Raw genomic sequence first — 23481 nt, forward strand, 5'->3', positions numbered from 1 at the left:
AGTGACTGGGGTGACAAATCTGTCTGGAACAGATTTGAACGCTGCGAGCAGCGGCCCTGATAAGGGTGAGGCTCATGGATGAGCCGAATAACGGGGCCAGCCAACGCTCATGCAACTTGAAGTATGACGGGTATACACCTGAGACGTCATGTCTTTGGATGATACGCTACTCAGATTAACGCAAAAGGAAACCGGATGTGGCTTAAAAATAAAACGGGCGGCCTGAGCCGCCCGTTGACCGCAAGAAAAGCTTAAATAGCCCAACCGCCGGCGTAGAAGATCACCAGCGCCGCGGCGATGATGACGGTGCCCAGGTTCAGCTTACGCCATTCACCAGAGACCAGACGGCCAATCACCAGGGTGGCAAAACCGATCATAATGCCGGTCACGATGTTACAGGTCAGCACGATAAAGACCGCGGTGATCAGACCCGCCATCGCATCGACGAAATCATTGAAGTCGATTTTGGCAACGTTGCTCAGCATCAGCAGGCCGACATACATCAGCGCCGGTGCCGTGGCATACGCAGGGACCAGGTAAGAGAGCGGGGAGAGGAACAGGATCAGCAGGAACAGCACACCAACGGTCACCGCGGTGAGGCCGGTTTTGCCGCCTGCCGCAGTACCTGCCGCCGATTCAATATACACGGCCGCCGGTGCTGCCCCGACCACGCCGGAGAACACGCTGCTCAGGGAGTCGGTGGTCAGCGCTTTGCCGCCGTTAATAATCTGCCCGTCTTTATCCAGCAGGTTTGCCTGACCCGCTACCGCACGAATGGTACCGGTCGCATCAAACACCGCGGTCATCACCAGCGCCAGAACGCTAGGCAGTACCACCGGATTCAGCGCGCCCATAATGTCCAGGCTGCCAATCAGTGAGTTGCCTTTGTCATCGCTCAGCGAAGGCATCGCGAAAATACCGGAGAAGTGAACGTTCGGGTCAAAAATCAGGCCGACAATCGAGACGCCGATAATCGTCAGCAGGATACCGCCCGGCACTTTCAGTTTTTCAACGCCGATAATCACCGCCAGCCCCACCAGCGACATGATCACCGGGAAGCTGTCGAAGTTACCCAGCGCAACCGGCAGACCGTCCAGCGGGTTTTTAATGACCAGGCCCACGCCGTTAGCGGCGATCAGCAGCAGAAACAGGCCGATACCAATCCCGGTACCGTGCGCAACGCCCTGCGGCAAATTGCGCAGGATCCAGCTACGAATGCCGGTAGCAGAAATCACCGTAAACAGTACACCCATCAGGAATACGGCGCCCAGCGCCACCGGGATACTGATGTGTTGTCCCAGCACCAGGCTGAAGGCGGTAAAAGCGGTCAGCGAGATAGCACAACCGATTGCCAACGGCAGGTTCGCCCACAGTCCCATCACCAGAGAGCCGACGCCTGCGACCAGACAGGTGGAAACAAACACCGCGGCCGGAGGGAACCCGGCTTTCCCCAGCATACCTGGGACGACAATAACCGAGTACACCATCGCCAGAAAGGTGGTTAGACCGGCGACAATCTCCTGACGAACGGAGCTGCCACGAGCTGAAATTTTAAACCAGGCGTCAAGTGAACCGCCGGTACGCGCTGAAGGCGTAGACATAGAAAACGTCCCCTGAAAATTTTTATCGTTTGTCTGCATACGTGGTGGACCATCCACTGCCAGTTAAACGCGATCTCCTTGTGCTACTTCGCAGCGCCAGGGGGGCTGCAAAAAGCAAACGTTTAACTCCGCGCATGCAATACGGTGGTCAGAATGAATTTGCTCCCCCCAGAACAGAGGTAAATAGCGAGCAAAATAAAAAAGCAAACGATTATCCAGCCATTAGATGGGCCTTTTCAACAGATGTTTACGCTAATTCGCTAAATTTTGCTTATGATGCTCACGAAATAATCAGCCGATGCGCAAACGTTGTCGTCCATGCGCAATCCGGTAACATTTTTGTATTGCGCTGATAGCAATTTCTCGCGGTCATCACAAAAATCACTACTTCACTCCGGCAAGGTGAACGGACCACCGCGCTCAATTGCCCGCTGCCAGGCCGGACGCTGTTCCACCTGCTGCACCCAACGCCTGATGTGCGGCAAATCGCCGATGCCACCGCGGGCCAGCAGCGCCATCACCGGAAAACTGAGCTGGATATCGGCCATGCTCAGCGCTGCCCCCGCAAACCACGGTCGGCTGGCGAGATGATCTTCTATATAGTGGGCGTGCGTGGCAATTTGTCGGTCCAGCCAGGCTTTCTGTACGCCCTTGCCCAGTGCGTTACCCAGCGTTCGCATGCCAAGAGGGATCGGTGGTTTACCGAGGCTGGCAAAAACCAGCTTCATCAGCAACAGCGGCATCAGCGAGCCCTCGGCATAATGCAGCCAGAAGCGATATTGCAGTTTGTCGGCGGTCTCCTGCGGCCTGAGCTGCTGTTCGCTATCGTAGGTTTCCTGCAAATATTCCAGAATGGCGCCCGACTCCGCCAGCACGTAGCCGTTATCTTCCACCACCGGCGATTTGCCAAGCAGGTGGATCTTTTTCAATTCCGGGGGCGCCAGCATGTTCTTTTGCCGCTGGTAGCTAACCATGCGATAAGGCAGCTGGAGTTCTTCAAGCGCCCACAGCACCCGCTGCGATCGCGATTGATTGAGATGATGTACCGTCAGCATGGAGACTCTCCCGTCAGTTGTTCGAATTAACTATAGGAACTGACGGCGATTGGCGGAAAAATTTCGGCGAAATAAACCGGTGAAATGACGGGGCTGTGCCACAATTAAATTGTCGACGCAATCCGGAACCTCCATCAACATCTTGCGCAATACTGAGGGGAGTCGACGTCGGGGGAAACCCTCCTGCGAACCAGTAGGATAGAGTCAAAGACAAAGACCGGAAAACAACTAAAGCGCCCTGTTGTGGCGCTTTAGTTTTTATACGTCATCTTCCAGCAGTCGCGCCCCAGTCCCCTCTTCACCCAGTTTATCGCCTGGATTACGCAACGGGCAGTCGCGTCGTGACAGGCAACCGCAACCAATACAACCGTCCAGTTGATCGCGCAGCGCGGTGAGGGTATGGATGCGGCGATCCAGCTCTTCCCGCCACTGCGATGAGAGCTGCTTCCACTCTTTGGCGCTCAGGTTATGCCCCTCCGGCAATACGCCAAACGCATCACCGATGGTCGCCAGCGGGATCCCGATACGCTGGGCAATTTTAATGATCGCCACCGCGCGCAGCACGTCGCGTCGATAGCGCCGCTGATTGCCGGTATTACGCTGGCTGTGAATCAGCCCTTTACTCTCGTAGAAATGCAGCGCTGAGACGGCAACGCCGGTACGTTTTGCCACCTCGCCTGGGGTCAGCAGCATTTTAATGCGGGTCGATTTCTTTTCCATAAAGCGCTTTACCTCAAGTTAACTTGAGGAATTATACTCGCCCACAGACAAAACGACGAATCGAGAATTGAGAGAGGCCGCTTTATGTCCCATCAGGATATTATCCAAACGCTTATTGAATGGATTGATGAACATATCGATCAACCACTTAACATTGATGTAGTCGCCAGAAAATCGGGTTACTCGAAATGGTATCTTCAGCGGATGTTCCGTGCCGTGATGCATCAAACGCTGGGTGATTACATCCGCCAGCGCCGGCTGCTGATGGCCGCGGAAGCGCTGAGAACGACGCAGCGGCCGATCTTTGATATTGCGATGGACCTCGGATATGTGTCGCAGCAGACCTTCTCACGGGTGTTCCGCCGGGAGTTCGATCGTACCCCCAGCGACTACCGCCATCAGATCTCTGCCTGACCGTTCAGACGCAGGGGCAGAGCCGGCTGGGGGCGTTCGCCAGCCACAGCCTGAACTCCTGCGGCGGCATCGCTTTGGCAAAGTGCCAGCCCTGGCAATACTGCACGCCACGCTGTCGTAGCCAGTTCACCTGCTCTATCGTTTCCACCCCTTCGGCAACGGTTTTTAAATGCAGGCTGCGCGCCATTTCAATAATATGTTCGACGATCATGTAGCTGGTGCTATTGGTCGTCAGCGTATCGATAAACGACTTATCGATCTTGAGGATATCCACGTTCAGCAGGTGGAGATTGTGCAGGTTTGAATAACCGGTGCCAAAATCATCAATGGCAATTTCATACCCGGCGTCACGGAAGGCCTGGATCACCGGCATGGATTTGTGCACGTCGATAAACCCGCGCTCGGTCACTTCAATTTTAATCTGGTCGATACTCACCGCGTAGCTGCTGGCCTTTTCACTGATTCTGGCGATGAGCCTTGATGAGTAAAAATCCGTGGCCGACAGGTTAATGGCGATATACAGATGGGGATGCCGGGAGAGAAACTCGCCCAGCTCGGCAAACAGTTCATCCACCACATAGTCGGTAATCTGGGCGATCATCCCTTCGCTTTCCGCCAACGGAATAAACTCCGCCGGACTCATCACCGGCCCCTCACAGCCCGGCCAGCGCAGCAGCGCTTCGGCCCCCACGCAGCGGTTATGTTGAATATCGATAATGGGCTGATAGTGCAGGCGCAACTGCCGGTGGTTTAGTGCCCGCTGCAGCATATTGCGCGGTGAATCGTATTGCTTACGAGTTCGTGACCAGACCAGTAAAATCAGGATGCTGCAAATAAAGCCCAGCGGTAGCGTGACGGTGAGCTGATCAAAAAAGACCTGGTAATAACTGGCGTACGAGGTGGACATGATCACCGCGATGGGGCGAATGGTGGATCGCGCCACGGTATAAACCCGATTATCCTGGCGGAATAAGGTCCCGTCGTGCCCTACCAGGCTGTGCAACAACTCGGCATCAGCATTTTTGCTGGTAGAAAAAAAGAGGTTGGTTTTGGTATCGAACAAGCCATAGGCTAAATCTTTATCGCTGGATATTAGGGAGCTGTAGGACAGGGGATTAATAACCGCGACGTAGTGCCCTTTTTGCATATAGGTCATGGCAAAACCAGGGTAGAAAGGCGTATCCCGATAATAGTAAATGGCGACATCGGGCGCTTTTGTATAATTTGCCGCCGGTGTTCGCCACGGGGTTTTCGGATGAACCGAAGTGGAACAATCAAACTGCGTCCCGTCAGCGTAAATTAAATCATCGACGTAAAGCAGACTGCGCACAATGCCCAGCATATATTGCTGATGCTCGGGAGAACACAGTGTCCCCGTATACTGCAAGGCTTTTTTACGTGCCAGCTCCACTTCATCAACCACCAGCTCCGTTTTTTGCAGCGCCAGCTGTGAGAACGAACGAAGTCGATCGGCGGTTTCCGCTTTCGCTCTCAGTTGAGCAAACCACAGCGCCAGAACGATGGGCAGTAAGACCACCAGGGCGAGGCCCAATATTCGCAAAGGCTTGCGCAGCGTGCGACGATTCATTTCCGTTGTTTATCCATGCGATATGCCTTAATCACGGTAAAAGATCACACCCATTGTTTACAGCAGTGACTATTTTTAGCAATCAGCCAGTTGGGGTAAAAACCCCATCGTCAATAATGATGAATAATACTAAGTTCGCGGGCATTCGAGAAACTTTCTCGACATTATGCGAGCACGACCACCCAGTAATTCGGTTTATTCGTATTATTGGCGAGAATAAATCATAAAAACCGCAGATAACGTTTATCAATAAGCAGTCAGATACCCCGCCAATAACCACAGCAATGGCATGGTTTAAAAACAGATAAAAAAACGCGCATTTTGGACTGGTGAATAAAACATCAAATGTGATATAGTTCACACAACTTGATGAAACAAGAACACTGTTTCATTACTCCCCTGATTGCCTAAAGATAGCCAGAGCGCCACGTCATCGTCAGTCTCGCCAGGTTGTCAAAGGCACCCGATTTTTTGAGGATGAGGTTGATGGCTTCCATTACTACCAGTGTCATATTGTTACGCTGGCCGCTGGTGAGCGCGGTATTGATGTTTTTAGCCAGCTCGATGAACATTCAGCTGCGTAAAAGTGACTATGCCGGTTTAGCCGTCATTTGCAGCTGTCTTGGTCTGGCTGCGGCCTGCTGGTTCGCCACCGGCCTGCTGGGTATCACACTGCTGGATGTCGCTAAAATCTGGGGCAATATCAAAGACGTAATGATTGACGTCATGAGTCAAACGCCGCCGCAATGGCCGATGGTCATGACTTGATTGTCAGGCCATCTTACGGCAAGCGCTGACGCTGCTTACTCGCAATCCTTTGATATCTTAATAAATTTATCGTTGTAGATAATATATTTATTGCCAGGCTGGCGCAGTGCCGCCTGGCGAAGCACATCCCCAGGCCGCAAATACCAGGCCTCTCCCTCTTCTTCCGTTGAGTCGCACCCGGGTTTAATCAACAGCTTAAACCAGGTATTGCCGCTGTTACTGAGACTTCCCGCGCTGGGATCGAAGGCCCAGCGAAACTGCACCTGTCGAGGACGCACGGCCAGAATGGTCTCCATCACCACCACCGGGTCGATACCGACCGTGCCACCTGCCGCATTGCGCGCGACGCGATTGCGCGTGGGGATTTCGCGAAATGAAACCCGGTAGTAACGTTCGCGGTTATCCTGCGGGCCATGATAATAAAATTTAAAATACTCCCCCTGCCCGGCCTGTAACGTCAGCTGGCGCGGAGCAAACAGCAGCTCGCCATCCGCGGGGCGGGAACGCACTTCATTGCCGCCAGGACGGTCGATGCCAACCACCGAGACCTGATACAGCCGCGCGCTCTTATTGTTATTCAGAACCCGTTTAGCGACAAATTGCTCCTCGGCTCCCAACGAAAAGGTCAGGTTGCCGACGGAAATCGCCTGGCTCATCATCGGCAGCCCCAGCAGCAGTAACCACCCGACGACCCTGAGCCGCTTAATTAATATTGCGCCACGTCGCCTGAACATGAATCTCTCCTGAAGCACTGACTTCGCCAAACCAGCCCTCGTCATTAATGGTTCTTAATGAGATGGCATCGTTCATCGGGATGGAAAATTTAACCGTCGTCTTGTTCATCACGCCGACATCGCCGGACGCATCCGTCCACGGCGTCGCGAGCCACAGCGCATCCGTCATATCGTTCCAGCGACTATCGCAGCCGGCATCGTACGTTTTGACTGCGCCGCTCTGGGTGGTCAGCGAGAGCTGCGCCGGGAAAGGCACCTTTGCCGTGCCATCTGCCGAACTAAAAAGGCAGTACGAACGACCGGCAATGGACTGCGCCGGACCATCCACTTTAATCAGAACCTCATCGGCGGCGGTTTTGCCGCTGGTGGTCACGATATAGCCAAAATCAAGCGCCGGTTCCCCTGCCCCGACATAGCCTTCTCGCGTTGGCGAGCTGGTGTACTCATCCGAAATAATGCTGATGCTGAAATCACGTGGTTTGATAATCAGCGAGTTGGACGTGGAAAACTCATACCAGCCGGACTCCGGCGAGGTGGTGTTCTGGAAACGAAAGTTAAACAGATCCTGGGTGTTGATATCGCTGATCCCCTGCGCCACCATCTGCTTAAAGAAGTTGCTGGAAAAGAAGATGTAGACCGAATCCGAGGCTTTCATTTCGTTAAAGGTATAGAAGTAAGCGGTGCCGCTGACCGGCTTCCAGTTGTTGCCGTTGAGGCTGAACTGCATATCGTAACTCCCCACCGCCGAGGCTAGCGAGGAGTTGCTAATCGCCGGGAAGATATGGATCGAGGTATTGCTCAGCCCGTTATGCTGCAACGTGTAATTGACCATCTTGCAGCTCAGGCCGCTGCGGGTACCGATGGTCTGCTCCTGACAATTACTGTTCCCCTCACCCAGCGTCGGGATCCCATCGCTGTTAATAAACACTTCAGTCAAGGAATGTGTATTGATGAGTTTTAAGCTCGCCGCTTTGGTATGGGTGACTTTACGCACATACCAGGCACCGGATGCCTGGTCCTTACAGCGGGCACCGCTGCTGGCATCGTAGGCGACAGAGGTCTGACAGGCATTAATGGTCATCGACATGCTGCCGCCCACCGGCATCTGCTGGAGATACTGATAGAACGAGTCCGACATCATGCCGTGCATCCATTTTTGCCCGCCAGAGGTGACTTTCGCGCCATAAAAACCGTTGGCGTCGGTGACCTGCGGCAAAATCAGGCTGGTTCCCATATCGCAACCGGCATACCAGTTAATGCAGCGCAGCCCGCTCAGGGGATACGATACTGGCGAGTTTTCCAGCCACATATCAAACTGCCAGTTGGCGTTAAGGCCGGTGTTATAGCCATTGTCGATATAGCCCAGACTCTGCTGATAGATGGTGCCGCTACCGGTATATTTCAGCCCGGTCCAGCGACTGGCACCGGTCATACGCGGATCCAGCACACCGCCCGGCGTGACGAAGAAGTTATCATCCGAGTTATTTTCCACGAACACATACTGCACTGCCGCCGCATCCGCCCAGGTTGTTTTCGATACCGCTGCCCCAGCCCGTGCCGCATACCACGCAACAAGACACAGGCATATCAACGTGAATCCTTTAACTTTCATGTCCTTCTCCTGCCTGCGACACGCTGGCGTAAGTTTTCAGGCCAGCGCACACGACATCGCCTACCCAAACCGCACCGCGCGCCTGGCTGATATTCAGTCCAACCTCACAGCTCTGGTTGTTACCGTAGGTGAAATCTATCGTCGGATATTTTTTATCCACATCCATCACAAATCCGCCGCTGCTATCGGTGCGCGTACGGCCAATGTGGTTATTGATATGCGCATTTGCCAGCAGGGTGCCGTCTTCAGCGCGAATACGTCCGGAAACGGTCACCATCTGTTTCACTTCCGGCTCGATCACCGCCACGTTGCCCGGATAGAGCGTCAGACGGCTCTTGCGGTTGCTGACGATGTCGTAGCTGTCGAGTGAGTTCTTGCTGTTCTGCAGCTCAACGTCGTAGCGGCCGTACGGGGAAAGCGGCAGGTAGTTGCGCTTACCGCTCAGCTGATACACCCGCCCGTTAACCTTCGCGCTCAGCTTGCCGTCGTCATCGAGACCGGTGTTGAAAATCACCCCCGCGTTGCCGTCGGTACGCCCGCTGGCAGCAATATTGCGCCCCTGCCAGCCGACGCTACCGTTGGCGGTGAGGTTGGTATTGACATAGCCGTCAGCGCCGCTGTTGATATTCAGCGTGCCGTTGGCATAGCGCGTATCAAACTGGGCATAGGCGCCACCGCTCAGTGTTTTGTCATCACCGGTATCACCGGAAATCGCCCGGGAAATATTGGCGCCGAGGGTGCGTACGACCCCTTCATCAAACTGTTTTCGTGCAGCAAGGTTGGCCATGGTGTAGCCGTTCTGGTGGGTCATGCCGGCGCTGAACCAGTTGCCCAGCGGCAGTGAAAAATCGAGCGCGACGTATTTTCCTGTACTGCTACTGCTGTTGCCGTTATTGAAGCGCTGAATACCTGCACGCAGGCCCAGCGAGCCGAAAGCGCCGCTAAAGAGGGTCTGGTAATAATCAGCGGTGTAGTAATGGCTGCGGTAGCGGCGGTCGTCGTTGTAGCTGAGGCTAAACGTCCCAAGCTTTGACCATAACGGGTTCAGGTTAAGCGTCCCGCCAATTGCCCGGTTATTGGCATCGCTGCGGCGCAGTTTATCGCCGATAACGGTCTTTTCCTGGTTCACCCAGACCGTGCTAAACCCGCCGGGCAACGAGGCGCTGATGCTGCCGATGCTGCTCCAGGAGCTATCGCTGGCCAGCATATTTTGCAGGTTAACGTTGATTGATTCCGTCAACGGCATCGTCAGACGGGTCTCGGCGACCGCGTTGTTATCGTAGCCGTAGCCGGTTGCCGCCCAGCTGAAGGTCCCGATGGCACCGGAAGAGGAAGCCCCCGCCAGCCAGCTCTCTTTCGCGGGTTTGCTCTTTTTGCCGCTCTCTGACCAGCGATCCATATGAAAACTGCCGCCCCAGAGCTGCCAGGCCAATGGTGCCCCCGCCCCGCGCCCGCGGCTAAATAATTTATTCACCCGCTGCGTGCGTTTACCCACCACCCGACCATTCACAATGACTTCAACGTCAATATCATAAATTCCGTAAGGCAGTCCCCGGGTATCCACTTCGTGGTTACCCATCATAAAGTTCTGCACGCTCAACAGGCGCCCTTCACGCGACAAATGCACTTCACCCGCCGCCGGTAAGAACGCGACGATCGGCGTGGCCGACTGGGAATTATCAAACACCGTGGAGCTGGCCTGGTTTCCCCACGAGGCGCCATAGATTTTGCCGGCGGAAATAGCGGTCATTGGTCCCAGAGATTGTAAATTCCACGTATCCAGCATCCCGCCGGCAAAACGATGCCCGGCGAAATCGCGCTCGTACATGGCCTTATAAATTTCGCTATCCTGGCTGCTGGTGCCAGCCCCGTACAGCGAGCCATCCAGCACGATATGGTGTTCACGCAGCGAGCTCACGTTATTCAATGACAGATAGCTGGACGTGCTGTTGTCGCCGTTGCGCATCTGATTGTTATAGACGCCGAGGTTGTAGGTCAGGCTGCTGCTGATTTGGTTAACGCTTGACTGGCCGATGTCTTCGCTACGCGACTGGAGTACGGTTCCCAGTGCGGCACGTTTCACCACCAGCTGCAGCAGCAGCTGGCGCAGACTGAGCTGCAGCTGAGCATCAGCCGTGAGCGTAATATGTAAGTCGCCGTCAAAAGATTCATTCGCCAGGGTGGTCAACATTTTCCGGGTAGACTCGTTGACGCTGGCGTTGTCTTCACGCTCCTCCAGCTGAATGTGGCGAATACGTAGCGCACCGTTATCCAGCCAGATAAACGCGCTCCCGAGTCGCTGATCGTTCCGGGTGCCCTGACTGCCTTCCAGGTGCAGAAATAGCGGGATGCTCATCCCGTCTTGTAACGCCTGACGGAATGCCTGTGGGATCACCACGCCACCAATTTGCGGCACCTGCTGAGAGGCGGCATTCACGCTAAACGGAACACAAAGAATGGCGATACCATAGGCAACGAGCATTTTCAGCTCAGGGGAAATCCGTCGTAAAGGCATAACCTTATCCCGCCAGCACAATTGTTATTTTACAGGAACAAACTGCTCGCCCTGCCAGAGTGCAACCCGTCCTTTTTTATCGGCAACATTCACACGGGTGAAACGGCGCTCTTTACCGGGCATGAGGTAATAGTTTTCTTTGCATTCTTTGCCATCTGCCGGCTTCAGGCAGGGGCCATACGCCAGGATGCGCAGCGTGGCATTGCCGGTATTCACCAGCGTTCCATTGGCATACTGATGCTGAAAATTCACTTTTCGCGGCGCAACGACCAGGATGGTCCCGATACGCGCTGAAGCCGTGGCAACCGCGCTGCGGGTGGTACTGTCACGCTGCGCATCGCTTAACGCCTGATCGAACCAGACGATGCGGTAGTAACGTTCTTTATCATCTGCCGGTCCCTTGTAGAAAAAGCGGATGGCATCGCTGCTCTGTGCAGGCAACAGCAGGCTGGCCGGAGTGAGTAACACTTCGTCCTGAGTATCCATCGGGATCACGCTGGCCCCTTCAAGCGGCGAGGAGAGGCGTTCAATATGGATATTGATGAGACGCCCGCTCTCGGTGGTGTTTTTAATCTCTTTGCTGAGCACGCTGCTGCCGCTGTTCATAAAGGAGGAGATATCGCCGACATCCAGCGCCAGAGCCGGCATGATGGCGCAAAAATAGAGGCTGAGAGCCAGAATGCGGTTTTTCATAGGAATTCAGTCCGTGAAATAAGCAGGGGGAAACCCCCCTGCCCGGTGTGACAGAGGAATCAGCTGGTCCAGGTCGCGTCGAACTGAACGCTGACATCCCCGCTCCAGATCCCTTCTGGCAACGTGCTGTAATCGGTGACGGCGGTGGTACCATCGGTGGTGCCGCTGATGATAGAGAAGTTAAAACCATCCTGAGCAGTCGCACGCCCAGCCTGGTTGTAACCGTTAGCCAGCGCGCTGAGGTTGCCGCCCAGCACACCGTTAGCGGTGTCAATCATGATGGTATCAGCAGATTTCTCGACCGCTACACCGTTGTAATCAACGCCGACATTCAGAGTAGAACCAGAGGTATCCAGCTGGGTCAGAGTGTTGGTAACCAGACGAGAAGTCAGTTTAAATGCCGTCGCTGTGGCATCGCCTTCAATCGCGACATCAAACAGCCCTTTCTGCGAGTTAAAGCCTTTGATCCCTTCGGCATACTGGAACGCCAGGCTACCCAAAGGAGTCACAACCAGCTTGCTGGTAGTATCTTTCTTCGCCGTTGCTGACCAGGTTGCCATGGCCTGAGCCGTAACATCTGCAGCCTGAACCGCACCCACACAAAAAGTCGTAACCAGCGCTGCTGCTAACATTTTCAATTTCATATTCATCACCTGATAATAATAAAAGGCGGTTTATCGCCCGTACTGTTCCATCGTACTTTATGGAATATTTCCTCTTAAGAACCTGACGTTCTTAAGTGCAGAGGTTCAACTAATTCGATACACACATTTAACTGCTGAGTGAAGACAATGTACTCACCACCAGAATGGTGGCACTCAAATAAAAACCATATTGCACCCGGATGCCGGCAATATAAAACGCATTAACGCTAAAATCGTTACCGTATTATTATTTAACAATCCAACCTTATTGCTGGTGTTGCTTTTGTGTAAGCTCACCGTTTTAATGCTCAGACCGAGAATTTCAGAAACGTCATGAGTCACATTTCCGGTGAGCATCAAGGCCATTATTTTTTCTTCACGCTCGGTGAGATTTCTTTTTCTGGCTCTAAACTTGTTAAGATTAAGGATACTGTCAACCGTTTTAACACTCGCATCTGCCGATAAAAAACAGATATTATTAATGTCAGAAACATCGCTGACAAATTTCGCATCGGGCGCCACGATGACTTTTGCCGGGCTGTTCGATAAATAGAACCGATACGCACAGAGCATTTTATCTATCTGCGAAAAATGGATAATCACATAGTCATCCGCACTCAACCTTTGACACTGGAGCCGTGCAAACTCGCTATCAACATTGTCGATCCAGTCAATAAAACAGTCATCATTGGCAATATTCAACAGCCCCTGCAAATAGAAATAGTTATCGGTTACGATCAATGCAGCCATAATGACAGTGCCTCTATTCCTTTGAGTACGGTAATAATCCGTTGAACAATCCATCTGAGAACTATTCACCCAGGAGAGCAAATACTCATGTCCGTATGTTTACTTTTCTTTTATAAACAGTGACAAAACATCACCATTAATTTTGGTACGGTAGGGCCGTTAGCTCTGATACACAAATAGTAAACGCAACGCTAAATTTTTATTACTCATAAAATTATGAAGTGCATAAAATTCACATCTGTTGTATTTTTGTAAAATCATAACTGATTGATTATCATAAATAAACATCACAAAAATTAACATTTAATAGCATTTCCATAACATACCTATTGCTGGATTAAGAATATTCTTAGTCATGGACGAATGTCAGATCTACGCTTTGGTGCTAGTATCGCTGGCATCAAACACCAGATAAATGACACAGTGGTAACTATTCTCACAATAAGAAAATATATATATGGATACTATCTACGTTATCGATAACGTGCTGAAATTTAATCCAGCAGCACATACTCTCCACGCGATAAAGACCGATAAACATATCACTCTGGCAATACCCGCAAGTCTTTGCTTTTATTTATTAATTAAACATAAGGGTAGAATTGTCACCCAGGCCGAGCTGCTGCAAAATGCCTGGGGAGAAAGGGGGATGAACGTTACACCAAATACCCTACATCAAAATATATCTTTGCTGCGTAAATCGTTAAATCGTCTCGAGGTGAATGGTACGCTGATTCAAACCATTCCCAAGCGGGGGTTTATGATTGCTGACGAGGCCAGTATTTTGGTTCAGGAGGAAGTTAATAATGATAAAACTGCTAGCGACACATCTCATGACCCGCAGGCGTTGATAACGGCACATAATAGTCACGATGAGATCGCCCCCACGTCGATTCCTGTGCCCGCGAGTGACAACGCCAAACCTGTCGCAATGCTCGCGGTTCTCAACAAACCGCTGATGAATAAAAAAGTTCGTTGGATTTTTGCCGGGGTAATATCGTTGCTGATTGTGTTATTACATATCGATTTCGATCACTACACCACGGGCGATGCACCTTTCACCGCATACACCCTGATCAGTGCGGCGAATAACTGTAAGATCTACCGTAATGAAGATTTGCGGTTTGATGCGTTCTATCTCGATTTTCTTAAAGCGCATCAGATTACGTGCTCAGATGGCCAGGTTTTTTATATGACCAATCACTATCCTTCGAGCAGGACCTCGGTGATCTCCTGTCGATACCCCATCGCATCTAACAAAAAATCGTTCTGCATCTCCGACTACTACTTAAAATAACAGACCATGAAAACACGAAAAATAATAAAAATCATCAGCAGCGGCGTTCTCATCATGGCAATAAGTATTGCCTGCTATTACCTGTATTCGCCAGACAACGATGACACCATTAACTGTACATCCGCCCTGTCTATTATCAATGGCAATGAGAGATTCGTCTTCTCGGTCACTTTCTTTGCCAGCAAGGGAGATGGGTTGATGACCTTCACAGGAAAAAATGGTGATGTAGTAGATAACATCAGTATCAGAAAACATATCTCTTACACCAAGGATAAAAATGACATCTACATTTTTAAAAATAGGGGTGAGGATATTCGCTCACAAATACCATTAGCCGATCATAAATTCGATGAGATCCTGCCACCATTTTTTACTGGAATAAAGAACGAAGACAGCTTTATCATCAGGATTATTAAAATAAAAAATGGCTCATGGTTGTTTATGTCAACCAATACGCCCTATTTTATCTGCGAGACCCCGAACCGCTAATATTATCCCCGTTAACACTGTGGCTGATATTGTAAACTTCCCGGGCATCGTTTGACCGCACAATGTTGCTGATAGCAACAGCCATCACGCATCGTCGCCCCGAATTCATAGGGGCAAGATGGCCGTTCACGCAGCGTTTCCCACTGTGCATGGCTATAGGTTGAGATATTATAAATATTGATATAGTGATATTTATCATTAACTAACACCTTCGATGAATACAGTTTCATGGATTCACCCGGTAGCAATAAAATATCCGCTTCATACCATATGATAAATTTTAAAAAGCGTAAGCCAGAGATACTCGAAAATGCCACACCAGAATGTGGGCAGATGATCGTGTTCTGAACCGTCCATTTCATATTGCATCCTTAGGTTGCCATTTTAAACAGCATAACAATAGTGATAGCAAACATGATATTTAACCGCAAGTGCGCAGGCCATTATTGTGATGAAAAACAAGTGACCGTAAAGCTAGTCTACTTAATGCGGGGTAAGCGTTCTAATATAAAATACGTAGGGGCAAAAGGGATGTAGACATAATAAGACAAACTACCGGGTATATATTTACAAACAAGGTTCTGTCAGCACATGGCGGTCATAACAGGAGACAATGGGCCTTCCCTGACCCACTGCGTCACCGGAACCGCTTTACCAGGTCTTGCCGATGTTAAACTGAAATTGCTCGGTCTCATCACCACTGTATTTTTTGAAGGGTTCAGCCCACGAGAATACCAACGGGCCTAATGGTGACATCCACTGCACCGCAATACCCGCAGACATCCGGATATGCATCGGATCGCTATAATCCCCGAGTCCGGCCGCCTCTGTCTGGGCGGTATTTTTCCACGTCGTACTCCATACCGTGCCCGCATCGACAAACAGCGAGGTGCGTAAGCTGTCGGCATATTTATCGTTGATAAACGGTGTCGGAACAATAAACTCACTGTTCAGTACGACCATGGCATTACCACCCACGGCATCAGAAGAGCTGTCCAACGGGCAGTTGCTATAGCTGCTTTCCGTACCATTACAGCGATAGTAAGCCGCTTTCGGGCCAATGGTGTTGGAAGAGAAGCCACGCACCGAGGTCGAGCCGCCGGCGTAGAAACTGTCGTAAAACGGCACCGTCTTCCCGTTCAGGCCGCCGGCATAACCCGCTTTCAGATGCTCCATCCAGACCCAGTTTTTCCCCTCATCAAACGGTACATACTGTGTGCTATCGAGGGTGATTTTGTAATAGCTGTTATCGGATCCCGGCACGGTAACTTTTCCGCTCAGGCTGCTTTTATTCCCGGATCGCGGGAAGAAGCCGCGATCGAGATCGTTATAACTCCAGCCCAGGCTGGCAAAGAAGTCGTTGGCGCTATACTCGGCACCGCTGTTGCCGTCTTTGGTCACAACATCCGGATAAATACCGCGTGAATTCAGGTAATTCCACGTTGTCAGCTCCGGTTCCATATTGGTCAGCTTGTTATGGACATAGTCCAGGCCCAGGCTTAGCGAGTTATTTTCGCTAATGGGGAAGCCGAGATTGCCGCCCAGCCCATAGCTTTGCTGGTTATAACTCCCGGTATCCGCATCGGACGCATCATAGCTGTTGTAGAAGACTTTACCGCCGAGACTCACGCCATCCACGGTAAAGTAGGGATCGGTCACGCCCAGTTCAAGGTAGGACTGATAGCTGCTGCGCGTCCCGTTAAACGTGACGCTGTTGCCGGTGCCCAGCCAGTTATCCTGGGTCACGCCAAGCTGATAGCTGATACCGCTATCGGTTCCGTAACCCAGACCGACGTTAAACGAACCGGTATTGCGCTCCTTCACTTTATAGACCACGTCGACCTGATCCGGACTGCCGGAAACCGGTACGATGTCTTTCTCTACCGTCTCAAAGTAGCCCGTGCGATCCAGCCGCTCTTTCCCCTGCTGGACTTTCTCGTCGTTCAACCATGAGCCTTCCATTTGCCGCATCTCACGACGCAGAACGGCGTCGCGAGAGGTGTCATTCCCGGTGAAACGGATCTGGCGTACGGAATAGCGGCGCCCGGCATCCACATTAATGTGCAGGATCACGCTCTTTTGGGCATCATCGATTTCCGGACGGGTCGTCACCTGCGGCCAGGCATAGCCGTATTTGCCAAAGCGTTTTTTGATACTATTTTCAACGCCGGTAATACCTGCCCCGCTATACCATGTGCCGGACAAAGGCTGCGCTAACGCTTCGATTTCCTGACCATGGGTGGCCATCTCACCACTGACGACGGTGCGAGTGACCTTATAGCGTTCGCCTTCGGAAATATTGATCGTGAGGTACAGTGATTTTTTATCCGGGGTGATGCTGACCTGGCTGGAATTAATGGTAAAGCGTGCATAGCCGCGATCGAGATAATAGCTGCGCAGGGCTTCGAGATCGGCTTCCATTTTTTGCTTCTGGTATTTCTTGTCGCCGACCACGTTCCACCATGGAATATGGTCCCGCAACTGAAGGTGATCCAGCAGCGTCTCCTCAGAGAACGCGTTGTTGCCAATGATATTAATCTGGGCAATCGTCGCGGAGATCCCTTCCTGAAACACAAATTTTAAATCGACACGATTACGCGGCAGTGGTGTGACGACCGCATGGACCTGAGCGCTGTATTTCCCGACGCTGTAGTAGAAATCCTGCAGCCCTTTTTCTATTTCGCTGATCGCGTTGCGATCCAGCGCGCTGCCCTCGGTAATGCCGCTGGCTGACAGGTTATCTTTCAGGGCGTCATCTTTTACCGATTTGTTTCCTGAAAAGCTGAGTTTCGCAATCGTCGGTCGCTCCTTCAGCTGCACCACCAGCGTGCTGCCATCGCGCAGGATCTGCACATTCTCAAAGTTACCGCTGGCATATAACGCACGCACCGACTCGCTAATATCATCATTAGAGACCGGTTCCCCGGTATGGATCGGCATGCTTAAGAGCGCCGCACCGACAGTCACGCGCTGCAACCCCTCAAAACGAATATCATCAACGGTGTAGGTGGTTGATGCGTAAAGCGTAAATGGCGAAAGTAATAACCCGACAATAATATTAGTTTTCTTTAGCATGGACGTTTTGTCTAAGAGATATTTGGCGATAGCAGAATTCTGCTGGGATTTGCGTAAGCACGGCGCAGAATTACACTTCATTATGGTGAAACAATGGAGAAAAAATGGATGTTAGTGAATGGTGAAAAAAATTAAATTTAACGGAACTTCGTTCTACTGAAGCAGTCAGAGCAACATCTTGCAGACAGAATAAATATCACTATGACTTTTGTAATTTATAAAATAAAAAGCCCCCTTTCAAATTGGGATGAAAGGGGGAAAAGATCTTGTTAGGAATGATGCCCTCTGGAATAAACCAGGAACAGGGGCAATTTACCCTGAAAAACCGAAATTAAAATGAAGAGATCTTGAATAAATTATGCAGAAGCCATGGCGGTACCCACAGTATATAAAAGAGATAATTGGTATGAATCCTTCATATTTTCCTCAAATTCACAGAATAGAGTGTCAGAGGCTAATGGGAGCATCACAACAAGCCAATTGTTGTATCTAATAGAAAAGTAGTGGCGCCTTACCAGGGAAGGTGAGGCATTTACCAGGCTACCTGCCGTCGCTTACCGTGTGGCGCAGGGGCCGCACTCCCGAATGAGCATGCATCATGCGTAAAAATGAGATCCAGCAGTCCGTACTGAACGAGCTTGTACGCTGGATAAAAAACAACCTCGAGAAAAAACTCACCGTGAACGCGCTAAGCGCATTTTCCGGGTACTCAGAGTGGCACCTTTTCCGCCTGTTCCGTCATCACTTTAACATGTCGCCGATGGAGTATATTCGGCAGCAGCGGATGTTGTTATGCCGGGATTTATTACAAAGACAACCTGCTTTCCGGATTGTGGATATTTGCATTATGTCCGGATATGAAGACCTTAGTGCATTTAACCGGACATTTAAAAAGTATTATTCGGTGACCCCGACACAATTTCGCCGGCATATTTGTATGCAATCCTGATGTCACCTGTGGATGAAGCATTCGAGGATGAAAATAACAGGCCGGGAGCTGTCACACTCCCGGCCTGTCGCTCAACGGTTAGAAATGGGTATTTACGCTGACATAGAACGTTCGCCCGGACTCATTATAGGTTTCGGCACCGGCACCGTATAAATAGGCTCCAGTGGTGGCGTTCCCGGTGGTTTGCGCATTCCCGGCACGATAGTGGCGAATATCAAAGAGGTTATCGATACCGCTGGTCAGACTCAGGTTTTTGTTCACATCCCAGGTCCCGCTCAGCCCGACGATGCTGTACGGGCTCAGCTCGTTCAACTCGCTACCCGACACCGCTTCACCTTTGTAATTGAAGCGTTTTGGTTTCTGGCGTCCGTACCAGGTAAAGGTGCTTTGCAGCGAGAAGTCCTCGCGAACCTGCCAGCTCAGCGTCGAGTTAAGCGTAAACTCCGGGATCACCGACAGTCGATCGCCGGTGGTCTTGTTTTTGCTTTGCAGCATCCAGGTCAGGTTGTTGCTCCAGTTAACCGTTTCGCCTACCGGCACATTCAACGAGCCTTCCAGCCCTTCAACCAGCGCTTTAGGAACGTTCTCCCACTGGTAGATATTGGTTGTCCCGTTGCTGGCCGTACCGACGGCCGAATACCCGGACTCAATTTTATTGTGGTAGTCGTTACGGAACCAGGTGATCCCGGCCTGATAGCCTTCGTGCTTATACTCAATACCGATCTCTTTGTTGACGCTGGTCTCGGCCTTCAGGTCGCTGTTACCCATCAGATAGCAGGCAGAACTGCTGGCGTAGCACCCCTGTCCGTTGCTGTACAGAATGTAGTTAGGGTTGAGCTGATAGAGGTTTGGCGCTTTATAGGCGCGAGCAATACCCAGCTTCAGGGTCCAGTCATCACTCAGCCCCTGCGACAAGTTCAGCGATGGGCTCCAGTTATTGCCGACGATACTGTGGTGGTCGAAGCGCAGGGCCGGCGTCAGCATAGTGCTATCGGTCAGCGCGATATTGTCTTCGGTAAACAGCGAGAAAATTTCAGCGCTGCTGTAAGGCGTACGACCGGACGTCGAAATGCCGTCGATTGAGCCGTAAGAGAGCGACTGCGACGTCGAGGTGCCATCTTTCATACGCTGCTGGTTCCATTCAGTACCCAGCGTCAGGTTCTGCTCGAACCCCAGCGTAAACGGTATGTTGACCTCGCTGTGCAACAGGACATCCGCGAGATCGATATCCGAGAATTCGTTACTGGAGAAGATCCCTTCGGTGCCCCCCGCCAGCCCTTCATTCATTCGCGAGTTGCGGGTATGTTCGTACTGCGCATAGCTGTTACTGGTCACGCCGTTATCCCAACCGCCGGTCCAGGTGATGCCGTAGGTCTGTCGGTAAATCCGGTTGGTCTCTTTACCGTACATGCTTTTCACCAGGGTACTGGTATTGGTGTTTTGCGTATCCCCCGCATAGAGGTTGCCCTGGCGGCTGTAGCCGGTTTCGAATTCCAGCGCCTGCATCGGCGCAAATTCCCAGCGCACCTTACCGTGGATATCCTTATTCACCACCCCTTCACGTCCGGCCGGGTAAGAACCGGCATAGCTACCGGTACGATCGGCCTCATGACCAGAGTTAATATCCTGGGCATCGGCCTGGGTCTTGCTCAGGTTGCCCCATAAATTAAAACTGACGCTGTCCGACATCGGTCCTTCAAGGCTGAAGTTGGTGCGTTTGGTCGCCCCCTCTTTACGATGCTGAGGCGCGTTCATGTAGGTGTTCCAGGAACCATGCCATTCGTTATTCACCGGTTTAGTGATGATATTCACCACCCCACCCATGGCGCCGTTGCCATAGCGTGCCGCTGCAGGGCCGCGCACGACGTCAATGTGATCGATCATCTCCGCCGGCACCCAGCCGGTATCGCCGCGGGTATCCCGATCGCCACGCCAGCCATAGCGCACCGAGTTGCGGCTGGTGACCGGCTTACCGTCGATCAGAATTAAGGTATTTTCGGGCCCCATGCCGCGAATATCGATTTGTCGGTTGTTGCCACGCTGGCCGCTGGTTGAGTTACCGGTGAGGTTCACCCCTGGCTGGGTACGAATAAGTTCTGAAATATCGCGGGCGGGCGGGTGTTTGCGGATCTCATCGGCGGTCAGCGTTGATACGCCAGGGGCCTGTAAGGTTTGTTTGGCGGCGGTGACCACCATGGTCTCTTCGTTCTCTTGCGCAGCGGTGGAGGTACTGGCGGTTTTCGTCTCTTTTGAGGTGCTGCTATCAGCGGCTTGCGCAGGTAACACCACTCCCCAGAGAGCCGCGTGAATGAGCACGGCCAACGAGTAGTTCGAGTATTGTTTCATGAAATATGCCCTGTTTTCTTTGTTGCTGCCGGGGCGCGGCACTTCCATCATTCAGATAAATAACGGTCATCATTTCCATGCGTAGCACTGACTGCCTGGTTCTGGCGTAGCGAAGCCCCTCCCGGTCAAAGAACGGGATAGCAATAGCCTGCGGCCAGAATATAAATTTTCGCCTTATCAAAAATGAAGAAATACGCGTTCCGCACTATTCTTAGATAGCGTTTTCCGATCAGCCCTGAATATGATTATTGTGCTCCATCACGTTATTAGAAATGAGATTCATTATCAAGTTGATAATATTAAATAACCCTGCCATTTTTAGATTAACGCAGTAAAACAACAGGATAGAAAAAACGAAAAATAAATCAACAGGTGACTAATTTAATAAAATTAATAACACAATCACAAAATAAACATTATTTACTCATATTGTCTTCACAATGATTAATGGCCATTTATATGCTTATCCCGTATTTAATGGTCATAGGTCTCGTATATTGTTGGTGGAAAATATTTCCCAGCGCAGCGGGAAACAGGTCAGGGATGGCTTGCCGAACTCTCACATTTTATCCGGTAAAGGCACGGGCTAACGGCGTAGAGTTGGCTAAAATAAAAGGATGCATCTGCGGAGCGTCACTCCATGAACATCCTTTCGTTTTCCCGATACGCTATCGTCTGCTTTGCCTGCCTTGCGACCCTGCTGTTCACCGCCGTAGTTTCTGCGGCGTCCACAGAAAAGAAACCGCCGTCCGATGAGGAACGAGAGACGCTGGAAGTCCATACGGAAGAGATGCTGAAGCCCTGGAAAGGCGATCTACCCGGCATGCTCGACCGGCGGGTGATCCGGGTATTAACGACCTACAGCAAGACCTTTTTCTTTATCGATAAAGGCACCCAGCGCGGAGCAACGCATGATATTTTTATCGAGTACGAACGCAGCCTTAACCAACAGCTGATGAAAGAGCAGAAGCTCAGGCATCGCCATCTGAAGGTGCGCATCGTCTTTGTTCCCGTAGCCCGCGACCGGCTCTTCAGCGAGCTCGAGGCTGGCAGAGGCGATATTATCGCCGCCAACCTCACCATGACCGATGAGCGTAAACAGCTGGCGGACTTCACTGCGCCGGTCTACGCCAACGTCCAGGAGCTGCTGCTGAGCGCCCCGGGAACCCCGGCGGTAAGCAGTCTCGAGCAGCTTTCTGGTAAGAAAGTCTATGTGCGCCAGTCCTCCAGCTATTACCAGAGTCTGCTAGCCCTCAACGCACGCCTGGCCAAAGCTTCGCAGCCACCGGTAATTATCGAAACCGTTCCGGAATCGCTCGAGGATGAAGATCTGATTGAAATGCTGAACGCCGGCCTGATCCCACTGACCGTCGTTGACCGCCATATCGCGCTGTTCTGGCAGCAGGTTTTCCCCAAAATTCAGGTCCACAAGGATATTGTGCTACGCGACGATGCCAGCATCGGCTGGGCGGTACGTAAGAACAGCCCACAGCTTCTCGCCTCGCTGAATAGCTTTATCAAAGCCAACGGTCAGGGCAGCAAGCTGGGCAATACGATTCTGCTTCGCTACCTGAAAGACGCGAAATATGTCAAAAATGCCGCCGCCCAGAAGGAGAGACGCAAATTTTTAACCATGGTGGATATCTTCCGTAAATATGGCGATGAGTATGATGTCGACTGGCTGTTAATGGCGGCGCAGGGCTATCAGGAATCACGCCTTAATCAATCGGTTCGCAGTCACGTCGGCGCCATCGGGGTGATGCAGGTGATGCCGCGGACCGGCAAAGAGCTCAAAGTTGGAGATATCAACAAGCTGGATCCGAATATCCATGCCGGGGTGAAATACATGCGCTGGATGATCGATCGCTACTATGGTGACGAGCCGATGACGAAACTCGATAAGGCGCTCTTTTCATTCGCCTCTTATAACGCCGGCCCGGCGCGGATAGCCCGTTTACGTACAGAGACCCAAAAACGCGGTTTTGACCCTAATATCTGGTTTGGCAACGTCGAGTACCTGGCCGCGGAAAAGATCGGTTCCGAGACGGTGACCTACGTCAGCAATATCTATAAGTACTACATCGCCTACCGGCTGATCATCGATGAGATGGCGCGTAAGCAGCAGGCTACCGCGAAAGCCAGCCCTGTGGACGCAGACGCGAAGGCCAAGGCTACGCCTGCCACGCAGTAAGTCGGGACAGATGAGCGATCGACAGGTATAAAAAAAGCCC

The 23481-nt window shown here is 51.7% G+C and carries 19 protein-coding genes; 6 read left to right on the forward strand and 13 right to left on the reverse strand.

The features are described from left to right. Positions 1 to 251: 251 nt before the first annotated feature. The 3 genes from ACMYSP_RS10865 to soxR form a co-directional block, all read right to left on the reverse strand. A complete protein-coding gene (locus tag ACMYSP_RS10865; RefSeq protein WP_434586760.1) occupies positions 252 to 1601 on the reverse strand; it encodes an NCS2 family permease in 1350 nt (449 codons plus the stop codon). A 389-nt stretch (positions 1602 to 1990) separates the two neighbouring features. After that, entirely contained in the window at positions 1991 to 2656 is a 666-nt protein-coding gene (locus ACMYSP_RS10870) for a glutathione S-transferase family protein (RefSeq protein WP_434586762.1), read from the reverse strand. A 258-nt stretch (positions 2657 to 2914) separates the two neighbouring features. Further along, positions 2915 to 3376, reverse strand: a complete 462-nt coding sequence (soxR, locus tag ACMYSP_RS10875; RefSeq protein ID WP_123757765.1) for a redox-sensitive transcriptional activator SoxR — start codon at positions 3374 to 3376, stop codon at positions 2915 to 2917. A gap of 84 nt (positions 3377 to 3460) precedes the next feature. On the opposite strand from soxR, the gene soxS reads away from it, so the two are divergent. Then, positions 3461 to 3790: a superoxide response transcriptional regulator SoxS gene (gene soxS / locus ACMYSP_RS10880; RefSeq protein ID WP_123757764.1), complete on the forward strand. Its 330-nt coding sequence runs from the start codon at positions 3461 to 3463 to the stop codon at positions 3788 to 3790. Between the two features lie 4 nt (positions 3791 to 3794). Here the strand turns inward: soxS and ACMYSP_RS10885 are convergent, their stop codons facing one another. After that, positions 3795 to 5378, reverse strand: coding sequence for an EAL domain-containing protein (locus ACMYSP_RS10885; protein ID WP_434586764.1), 1584 nt, complete (start codon positions 5376 to 5378; stop codon positions 3795 to 3797). Positions 5379 to 5864: 486 nt separating this feature from the next. On the opposite strand from ACMYSP_RS10885, the gene ACMYSP_RS10890 reads away from it, so the two are divergent. Then, positions 5865 to 6146: a YjcB family protein gene (locus tag ACMYSP_RS10890; protein ID WP_123757762.1), complete on the forward strand. Its 282-nt coding sequence runs from the start codon at positions 5865 to 5867 to the stop codon at positions 6144 to 6146. A 35-nt stretch (positions 6147 to 6181) separates the two neighbouring features. On the opposite strand, the gene ACMYSP_RS10895 is transcribed toward ACMYSP_RS10890, so the two are convergent. The 6 genes from ACMYSP_RS10895 to ACMYSP_RS10920 all read right to left on the reverse strand — a co-directional run bounded on the left by ACMYSP_RS10895 (position 6182) and on the right by ACMYSP_RS10920 (position 13094). After that, on the reverse strand, positions 6182 to 6880 hold the full coding sequence (locus tag ACMYSP_RS10895; RefSeq protein ID WP_434586765.1) for a fimbria/pilus periplasmic chaperone: 699 nt from the start codon (positions 6878 to 6880) through the stop codon (positions 6182 to 6184). After that, positions 6849 to 8492, reverse strand: a complete 1644-nt coding sequence (ecpD, locus tag ACMYSP_RS10900; RefSeq protein WP_434586766.1) for a fimbrial adhesin EcpD — start codon at positions 8490 to 8492, stop codon at positions 6849 to 6851. Before ecpD ends, ACMYSP_RS10895 begins: the two co-directional genes overlap by 32 nt. Beyond that, on the reverse strand, positions 8482 to 11007 hold the full coding sequence (locus ACMYSP_RS10905; RefSeq protein ID WP_434586767.1) for a CS1-pili formation C-terminal domain-containing protein: 2526 nt from the start codon (positions 11005 to 11007) through the stop codon (positions 8482 to 8484). The genes ecpD and ACMYSP_RS10905 overlap by 11 nt, the downstream gene beginning before the upstream one ends. Positions 11008 to 11031: 24 nt before the next feature. Next, the gene (locus ACMYSP_RS10910; RefSeq protein WP_434586768.1) at positions 11032 to 11700 is read right to left on the reverse strand and encodes a hypothetical protein; all 669 of its coding nucleotides are present in this window, start codon (positions 11698 to 11700) and stop codon (positions 11032 to 11034) included. Positions 11701 to 11759: 59 nt separating this feature from the next. Then, the gene (gene ecpA, locus ACMYSP_RS10915) at positions 11760 to 12344 is read right to left on the reverse strand and encodes a common pilus major fimbrillin subunit EcpA (protein WP_434586769.1); all 585 of its coding nucleotides are present in this window, start codon (positions 12342 to 12344) and stop codon (positions 11760 to 11762) included. 174 nt (positions 12345 to 12518) lie between these two features. After that, positions 12519 to 13094 (reverse strand): LuxR C-terminal-related transcriptional regulator, encoded by a 576-nt coding sequence (locus ACMYSP_RS10920; RefSeq protein ID WP_434586770.1) that lies wholly within the window; start codon positions 13092 to 13094, stop codon positions 12519 to 12521. A gap of 457 nt (positions 13095 to 13551) precedes the next feature. On the opposite strand from ACMYSP_RS10920, the gene ACMYSP_RS10925 reads away from it, so the two are divergent. Both ACMYSP_RS10925 and ACMYSP_RS10930 read left to right on the forward strand, forming a co-directional pair. Then, a complete protein-coding gene (locus tag ACMYSP_RS10925) occupies positions 13552 to 14391 on the forward strand; it encodes a winged helix-turn-helix domain-containing protein (protein WP_434586772.1) in 840 nt (279 codons plus the stop codon). Between the two features lie 6 nt (positions 14392 to 14397). Beyond that, positions 14398 to 14880: a hypothetical protein gene (locus ACMYSP_RS10930; RefSeq protein WP_434586774.1), complete on the forward strand. Its 483-nt coding sequence runs from the start codon at positions 14398 to 14400 to the stop codon at positions 14878 to 14880. 11 nt (positions 14881 to 14891) lie between these two features. Here ACMYSP_RS10930 and iraM read toward each other — a convergent pair whose 3' ends face one another. Next, positions 14892 to 15242, reverse strand: coding sequence for an anti-adapter protein IraM (iraM, locus tag ACMYSP_RS10935; protein WP_434586776.1), 351 nt, complete (start codon positions 15240 to 15242; stop codon positions 14892 to 14894). Positions 15243 to 15531: 289 nt separating this feature from the next. After that, the gene (bamA, locus tag ACMYSP_RS10940; RefSeq protein WP_434586778.1) at positions 15532 to 17955 is read right to left on the reverse strand and encodes an outer membrane protein assembly factor BamA; all 2424 of its coding nucleotides are present in this window, start codon (positions 17953 to 17955) and stop codon (positions 15532 to 15534) included. A 598-nt stretch (positions 17956 to 18553) separates the two neighbouring features. On the opposite strand from bamA, the gene ACMYSP_RS10945 reads away from it, so the two are divergent. Next, a complete protein-coding gene (locus ACMYSP_RS10945) occupies positions 18554 to 18904 on the forward strand; it encodes a helix-turn-helix transcriptional regulator (protein ID WP_434586780.1) in 351 nt (116 codons plus the stop codon). A 78-nt stretch (positions 18905 to 18982) separates the two neighbouring features. Here ACMYSP_RS10945 and ACMYSP_RS10950 read toward each other — a convergent pair whose 3' ends face one another. Beyond that, on the reverse strand, positions 18983 to 21250 hold the full coding sequence (locus ACMYSP_RS10950) for a TonB-dependent siderophore receptor (RefSeq protein WP_434586782.1): 2268 nt from the start codon (positions 21248 to 21250) through the stop codon (positions 18983 to 18985). A gap of 640 nt (positions 21251 to 21890) precedes the next feature. Here ACMYSP_RS10950 and ACMYSP_RS10955 point away from each other — a divergent pair. After that, positions 21891 to 23441 (forward strand): transglycosylase SLT domain-containing protein, encoded by a 1551-nt coding sequence (locus tag ACMYSP_RS10955; protein ID WP_434586783.1) that lies wholly within the window; start codon positions 21891 to 21893, stop codon positions 23439 to 23441. Positions 23442 to 23481: the final 40 nt, after the last annotated feature.

Source organism: Klebsiella sp. R390, from assembly GCF_051131745.1.
Taxonomy (GTDB): Bacteria; Pseudomonadota; Gammaproteobacteria; order Enterobacterales; family Enterobacteriaceae; genus Klebsiella.

Bases quoted from the DNA above. Each gene is read 5' to 3' on its own strand.
- ACMYSP_RS10950 (WP_434586782.1), bottom strand. From the start codon at position 21,250: ATGAAACAATACTCGAACTACTCGTTGGCCGTGCTCATTCACGCGGCT.
- ecpD (WP_434586766.1), bottom strand. From the start codon at position 8,492: ATGAAAGTTAAAGGATTCACGTTGATATGCCTGTGTCTTGTTGCGTGG.
- ACMYSP_RS10945 (WP_434586780.1), top strand. From the start codon at position 18,554: ATGCGTAAAAATGAGATCCAGCAGTCCGTACTGAACGAGCTTGTACGC.
- ACMYSP_RS10870 (WP_434586762.1), bottom strand. From the start codon at position 2,656: ATGCTGACGGTACATCATCTCAATCAATCGCGATCGCAGCGGGTGCTG.
- ACMYSP_RS10865 (WP_434586760.1), bottom strand. From the start codon at position 1,601: ATGTCTACGCCTTCAGCGCGTACCGGCGGTTCACTTGACGCCTGGTTT.
- ACMYSP_RS10920 (WP_434586770.1), bottom strand. From the start codon at position 13,094: ATGGCTGCATTGATCGTAACCGATAACTATTTCTATTTGCAGGGGCTG.
- ACMYSP_RS10890 (WP_123757762.1), top strand. From the start codon at position 5,865: ATGGCTTCCATTACTACCAGTGTCATATTGTTACGCTGGCCGCTGGTG.
- soxS (WP_123757764.1), top strand. From the start codon at position 3,461: ATGTCCCATCAGGATATTATCCAAACGCTTATTGAATGGATTGATGAA.
- iraM (WP_434586776.1), bottom strand. From the start codon at position 15,242: ATGAAATGGACGGTTCAGAACACGATCATCTGCCCACATTCTGGTGTG.
- ACMYSP_RS10905 (WP_434586767.1), bottom strand. From the start codon at position 11,007: ATGCCTTTACGACGGATTTCCCCTGAGCTGAAAATGCTCGTTGCCTAT.
- bamA (WP_434586778.1), bottom strand. From the start codon at position 17,955: ATGCTAAAGAAAACTAATATTATTGTCGGGTTATTACTTTCGCCATTT.
- ACMYSP_RS10930 (WP_434586774.1), top strand. From the start codon at position 14,398: ATGAAAACACGAAAAATAATAAAAATCATCAGCAGCGGCGTTCTCATC.
- soxR (WP_123757765.1), bottom strand. From the start codon at position 3,376: ATGGAAAAGAAATCGACCCGCATTAAAATGCTGCTGACCCCAGGCGAG.
- ACMYSP_RS10910 (WP_434586768.1), bottom strand. From the start codon at position 11,700: ATGAAAAACCGCATTCTGGCTCTCAGCCTCTATTTTTGCGCCATCATG.
- ACMYSP_RS10895 (WP_434586765.1), bottom strand. From the start codon at position 6,880: ATGTTCAGGCGACGTGGCGCAATATTAATTAAGCGGCTCAGGGTCGTC.
- ecpA (WP_434586769.1), bottom strand. From the start codon at position 12,344: ATGAAATTGAAAATGTTAGCAGCAGCGCTGGTTACGACTTTTTGTGTG.
- ACMYSP_RS10885 (WP_434586764.1), bottom strand. From the start codon at position 5,378: ATGAATCGTCGCACGCTGCGCAAGCCTTTGCGAATATTGGGCCTCGCC.
- ACMYSP_RS10955 (WP_434586783.1), top strand. From the start codon at position 21,891: ATGAACATCCTTTCGTTTTCCCGATACGCTATCGTCTGCTTTGCCTGC.
- ACMYSP_RS10925 (WP_434586772.1), top strand. From the start codon at position 13,552: ATGGATACTATCTACGTTATCGATAACGTGCTGAAATTTAATCCAGCA.